Source organism: Luteibacter sp. 22Crub2.1 (genome assembly GCF_900167995.1).
GTDB classification, from domain to species: domain Bacteria; phylum Pseudomonadota; class Gammaproteobacteria; order Xanthomonadales; family Rhodanobacteraceae; genus Luteibacter; species Luteibacter mycovicinus.
On record NZ_FUYT01000003.1, the window covers coordinates 301631 to 307977 of the forward strand.

Below are 6347 nucleotides of genomic sequence, written 5' to 3' on the forward strand. Positions count from 1 at the left end.
GCCGTCTAAACCCCTATACATCCCCGTAACTTTTCTATATAACCGATAGCAAGTGCTGCGACGCAGCACGTGAAGTCTTCTGAAGGGAAGCGACGCGCGGATGCGCGTTTACGCGGCTCGTCCCGCTCTGACAACGCGCGTTGTCAGCGTCGGAGACGTGCGCCAGGGTTTGCCTTTATCAGCCATTACGGGTGCCGCGCCGCGGCCACCCGTGCATGTCCGTGCGTCCAAACAGATCCAGGGAGACGTTTCTTCATGCTTAGCCGTAACAAGCCCTTGAACAAGACCGCGCTGGCTATCGCCCTCGCTATCGTCGCGAGTCCCGCCGCCTTCGCCCAGTCCACTACCGGTGGCATCTTCGGCCAGGCGCCTGTCGCTGCCGGCGAGACGGTCGTCATCACCAGTGACACCGGTATCACCCGCGAAATCGCCGTGGATGAGCGCGGCCGTTACTCGGCCGGCCAGCTGCCGCTGGGCACGTATACGGTATCCCTGCGCGCCAATGGTCAGACCGTCGACACGCGCCAGAACGTCGTTCTGAAGGTCGGCGCCGGTACCGAAGTGTCGTTCGCTCCGGCCGAGGCACAGACCACTGACATGTCCGGCGTCTCGGTCTCCGCGTCCGCGCTGCCCAAGATCGACGTATCGACGATCGATTCGCGCACCGTCGTCACCTCGGAACAGCTGGCACGCCTGCCGCTGGGCCGTAACTCGGAAGCCATCGCGCTGCTCGCGCCCGGCGTGGTGCAGAACGGCGGCAGCTTCAAGGGTCCGACCGGCAATTCACTGGTGAGCTTCGGTGGCTCGGCCGCGAGTGAGAATGCCTATTACGTCAACGGCTTTTCGACCACCGACCCCCTGCGTGGCTTCGGCGGCCTGTCGTTGCCGTATGGCGCGATCGAGCAGCAGGAGGTCTACACCGGCGGATACAGCGCCCAGTACGGCCGATCCGACGGCGGCGTCATCAACGTGGTCGGCAAGCGCGGCACCAATGAATGGCACTTCGGCACGCAGGTGCTGTGGGAGCCGAGCTTCGCGCGCGCCAACCAGCGCAACCGCTACTACGAAAGCGGCCTGCCCGCCTCGCCCCGAGCCGGCAATCTGTACTCGCCCGATAGCGAGAACGGCGGTGACAGCACCACGGTCAGCGCCTATGCCGGCGGCCCACTGATCAAGGACAAGCTGTTTATCTTCGTTGCCGGCGAGTATCAGCGCCAGGAAGGCAATACCGTCAACCCGGTGAGCGGTTACACGAGTACCAAGCCCTACGTCGATTACCGATACAACTCGCCGCGCTGGTACAGCAAGATCGACTGGAACATCACGGACAACAACATCCTCGAGTTGACCGGCGCGTCGGACAAGTATCAGACCTCGGGCAGCATCTACAACTACGACTACGTCAACCGCGTGCGGCAGGATCGCATCGGCCAGGACGACGATATCAAGACCGGCGGCAACCTGTGGACGGCCAAATACACCGGCTACATTACCGATGACCTGACCGTCAGCGCGCTGTACGGCAAGCTGCATACCACCGACTACGATGCGCCCGGCGGCTACAACTCGAGCCTCACGTACGTCGATGGCCTGGTCAACCAGAACCCGGCGCTCAACGGCGGATCGTCGCGCGGCAACAGCCAGACCGTATCCAGCCTCAGTCCGTCGGGCCGCGGTAACCGCACCACCAATACGCGCATCGACATCACCTACAAGATCGGCGATCACACGATCACCGCCGGTATCGACAACCAGACCGCGGTGGCCATCGACCAGGGCTCGGTGACGTCGGGTCCCGGCGGATACTCGTGGACGTATGGCCAGTCCGATCCGAACACGCCGATTTCCACGGGCCTCGGTGTGCCGGCGACGGCCGGCTTCCCCAACGGTGCCGGCGGTTACTACGTCATCCAGAACATCAACAGCAGTCTCGCCACCGTTCGCTCGACGCAGCGCGCGCAGTACATCGAGGACAAGTGGCAGGTGAACGATCGCTGGCTGCTCTCGTTCGGTATCCGTAACGATCAGTTCGAGAACTTCAACGCGGATGGCGACGCCTTCATCACCCAGCACAAACCGCAGTGGGCGCCCCGCCTGGGAGCCAGCTGGGACGTCTTCGGTGACGCGACCTTCAAGGTGTATGCCAACGCGGGGCGTTACTACCTCGGCCTGCCGCTGAATCCGGCGCTCAATGCCGCCGGCGGTGCGCTGACGACGTCGCAGTACTTCACCTATGGCGGCATCGCGGCCGACGGGACGCCGACCGGCCTTACGGCGATCTCGCCGCCGGTCGCCGCCAACAACACGTTCGGTCAGCTGCCCGATCCGAAGACGGTGACGACACAGGGCCTCAAGTCCGAGTATCAGGACGAGTTCATCCTCGGCTTCACGAAGACGCTGGGTACCGACTGGGTCTACGGCGCCAAGGCCACGCAGCGCATCCTGCGTAACGCCATCGACGACTACTGCGACATCGACCTCGTGCTGGCCAAGGCACAGTCGCTGGGCTACGACGTGACCGACCAGAGCAATCCGGTCAGCTGCTGGCTGTTCAACCCCGGTAAGTCCAACACCTTCAATCTGGTGGATACCTCGGGCAATTACGTGAAGGTGCCACTGTCCAACGAGGAGTTCGGCTTCGATCGCCTGAAGCGCCGTTACTACTCGCTGGAGACCTTCCTCGAACATCCGTTCGCCGACGGCTGGTATGGCAAGGTCAGCTATACGTATTCGCGCAGCTACGGCAACACGGAAGGCCAGCTTCGCTCGGACCTGTACCGCGAATCGCGCGGCACCGGCCAGACCGCGGTGTCGACCACGCAGGACTGGGACAACTCGTACATCATGGTCAACACCAACGGTGTGCAGAACAACGATCACAAGCACCAGCTGAAGTTCTTCGGCTACTACCAGTTCAGCCCCGAATGGCTGGTCAGCGGCAACCTCAGCATGATCTCCGGTGCGCCCAAGCCCTGCCTCGGCTACTTCGGCGCGGATCGTACCGACCCGGCGGGCTACGGCAACAGCTACCACTTCTGCAACGGCGAGCCCTCCCCGCCCGGCAGCCACGGCCGCCTGCCGTGGGTGCGCCAGGTGGATCTCGGCGTGACCTATCGTCCCGCCTTCGCCGATGCGAAGCTGGCCTTCAACGCCAATGTGTTCAACGTGCTCAACGAGCAGCGGACGATCGGTATCTACCCGAACGGCGAGCAAAGCCCGAACCTGGCGAACCCGCTGTACGGGACGCCGACGGCGGTGCAGCAGCCGCGTTATTTCCGCCTGAGCGTGAATTACGACTACTGAGCCCTGACCCGAAGGACCTGTCTCCGGGGTAGTGCCGCGAGGCACAACATGGGGTTGCCGTTGACGAGAAAGCCGGCCAGGCGCAGCCCGGTCGGCTTTCTTGCGTTTAGGCCGCCCGCGTCATAAAGGTCGACTGCGTCACATTCGTGAATGTGACCTTCATCACACTTAGGGCCGCTTTCGGCTAGTCTTGCCGAAAACGTGCCTCGCCTGGATTGCCCGCAAAGCGCATCCGCAAGTTGTGAGTAGCCCACGAAGCGAACGTTTCAGTGCGTTTTACCAGCCAACCGGTCAAAACAAGGAAGCCTCTGAGATGTCCGGAAATTCGATGAAACGCGCCCTCATCGGGCACCTGCCTGCCATCGCGCCGGTCGACCACCTCGTTCACCTCTTCGGCTTCGTGATGCAGCACCGGCGCCTGCCGCGTCGACGACACCCCTTGTTCAACGACGTCATCCATCGCATCAAGGCCTCCACCGAGATCGTGGACCCGTTGCGCGTCTACGTGACCGACAAGGAATTCGTGAAGACCTTCGTCCGCGACCGCGTCGGCGACCAGCACAACGTGCCGACGCATACCGTGTTCCGCCGGGTGGACGACGTCGACATCGATCTTATCCCCGACCGCTGCGTGATCAAACCCACGCATGCGAGCGGGCAGATCATCACGCGCAAGCATGGTGAGCCGGTCGATATGCCGCGCATCCGCAGCTGGTTCGCGCTGAATTATTACCGGACCTCACGGGAGCGAAACTACAGGAACCTGCAGCCGAAGGTGATCGTCGAGCCGTTGATATTCAACGACGCGGAAATCACCGACTACAAGGTGTTCTGCTTCCAGGGGCGGCCGCGGCTGATTCAGGTCGACTACGGAAGGCAATCGCGGCATGTGCGCAAGTTCTACGACCTGGACTGGCGCGAGCAGGGTTTCGGGCTGGTGTACGAGCGTGGGTCGATCGACTTCGAGCGGCCGGCGAATCTCGACAGGATGCTGCAGGTGGCAACGCGGCTGAGCCAGGGATTCTCGCTGGTGCGCGTGGATATGTATTCGGACGGCGAGTCGGTTTTGATTGGCGAGATGACCAATTGCCCGAGCGGCGCGATGGGCGTGTTCAGTCCGCCGGATGGCGAGCGCCTGGCGTCGGCGATGATCTTTGGCGATCTCACCGACGAGATGCTGCACACGCAGGTGGCTTGAGTTCCGTTGGGCGCACGCTATTTGTGATATTGGCGCACGACGGTGCGTAGTCCTTCTCCCAGTCCCACGTAAGCGCTTGCTGAGAAGCACGGGCGGGGGCGCGTAACCACTTGCGCTGGCGATTGAATTCTCGCCCTGAGGCTGTCCGATGGCCCCGCTGTCGATGCCGTCATCCCCCATCCTCGTGATGGCGCACTCCGCCTAGACTGCCGTCGCCTCCACGGCCCGTCGGCGCACCGCCCGGCGGAATGCTGCACGCTTCCCAAGGATGCCTCATGCAAAAGGTCTTGCTCGTCACCACAGCCGCCCTGGCTCTGACAGCCGTTTCCTTCACCGCCGCCGCCAACCCGGCCGGTGCTTTCCTCCGTGCCGACATCGGCAAAGCTCGCTACGCCGTACCGAGCAAGCTCTATGACGGCAAGTCCGCACGCGCCTATGAACTCGGTGGCGGTTATCGCTGGGGCATGGGTGAACACGTCGCCCTCGGTGCCGAACTTGGCTACGCGGACCTGGGCAAGGTGAAGTACCGCGCCACGGGCACACACCGGTACGGCAGCCGGACGTATCCGCTGAGCACGCGAAGCGAGATCGGATCGCGTGCCGTACTCATCGGCGCCAACCTGAAATGGGAGCTGCCGCAGAGCTTCTCCGTCACCGGCCGCGCCGGTATCGCCCGCATGCGAACGCAGCACTGGAGCCACACGCAGGCTGGCCCGGGTTCGGACTATTACCGTGGGACGCTCAAGGGCGGCAGCCGTTATCTCGGGCTTGGTGTGGGGTATGCGGTGACGTCGCATCTCGACGTTGGCATCGATGTGACGCGTTACACCTCACAGATCTCCGGGATTGCTTCCAGGCATCGGACGCTGTCGACGCGCGTGCTCGGCATGGCGATCGAAGCGCACCTGTAATGGCACGGCCACCGTGCGGAGCCTCGCTCGCGCACGGTGGCTCGCTACCGGATCAACCCGGACAGGCACGCCCCCGGTGACGACTCAAGCTTGCACACCCCCGGTCGCCTGGACCGTCGATACATGCATGCTAAGGCTATCTAAGCGGAAGTACAGAGTCGAACGTGCCCCACAAGCAAAGGGAACTCATGGCATGCAGCCGAGACGAGACTCGGATCTTTTCGCGAGAGGTACTCGCCCGCGCTGATACGCGAAGCTGCAGCTCGCTCCTTAACTTCGAACAATATCGCGGGCCCAATCGCCCAATTAGTTCCTGGAAGGCCTTCCCGCTCGTGACCGAAGAGAGACCAAGTAAGTATGCCTCGAAATGCATCTACAGCTTCACGCAGACGTTTCGTAACAGATGCGTCTTCCAGCGCAAATCTGAAGGCTACAAACGGACACCACATGACGGTCTTCGGCTCATCGCTTCCTCGAGCATTGCCAGATCCAAGTCCGTGCTGTTGATACCTCCGCCAAGCCAACGGATTCAGCCCAAATATCAAATCTAGAAGCTCAATCTCCGAAGAAACCAAAGCATCTATGTTCATTGAAGGTGTCGACTCCCCGTTAATTAGTTCCAACCATAACCCGAGGCGGCCGGATCGTTCTGCTGCCTGAATTCGGCAGGCGTCAGGCCACCGAGACTGTCGTGAGGGATCTCACCGTTGTAATCGGCAAGCCAAGTCTCGGCCTGCTCGCGTACCTCGCTCAGGTTTCGGAAGACATGCATGTCCAGAACGCCACGCCGGAAGCTGCCGTTGAAGCGCTCGATAAAGCCGTTCTGCATCGGCCTTCCGGGTTCGATAAAGTCGGGTTTGATGCCGTTGCGTTCTGCCCACTCCGCGAGTGCGAGGGCGACGAATTCCGGGCCATTGTCCAGGCGAAGCTTCGAC

At 62.2% G+C, this 6347-nt stretch carries 4 protein-coding genes; 3 read left to right on the top strand and 1 reads right to left on the bottom strand.

Going from position 1 to position 6347, the window contains the following annotated elements:
- Positions 1 to 255: 255 nt before the first annotated feature.
- The 3 genes from B5X73_RS04510 to B5X73_RS04520 all read left to right on the top strand — a co-directional run bounded on the left by B5X73_RS04510 (position 256) and on the right by B5X73_RS04520 (position 5412).
- Complete coding sequence (locus B5X73_RS04510; RefSeq protein WP_043691769.1) at positions 256 to 3303, top strand: TonB-dependent receptor; 3048 nt, start codon at positions 256 to 258, stop codon at positions 3301 to 3303.
- Positions 3304 to 3631: 328 nt separating this feature from the next.
- Entirely contained in the window at positions 3632 to 4501 is an 870-nt protein-coding gene (locus B5X73_RS04515) for an ATP-grasp fold amidoligase family protein (protein WP_176167719.1), read from the top strand.
- A 275-nt stretch (positions 4502 to 4776) separates the two neighbouring features.
- Positions 4777 to 5412, top strand: a complete 636-nt coding sequence (locus tag B5X73_RS04520; protein ID WP_043691767.1) for an outer membrane beta-barrel protein — start codon at positions 4777 to 4779, stop codon at positions 5410 to 5412.
- 613 nt (positions 5413 to 6025) lie between these two features.
- Here the strand turns inward: B5X73_RS04520 and B5X73_RS04525 are convergent.
- The coding region (locus B5X73_RS04525) for an integrase core domain-containing protein (RefSeq protein ID WP_139382650.1) at positions 6026 to 6347 on the bottom strand (322 nt) is incomplete at its 5' end.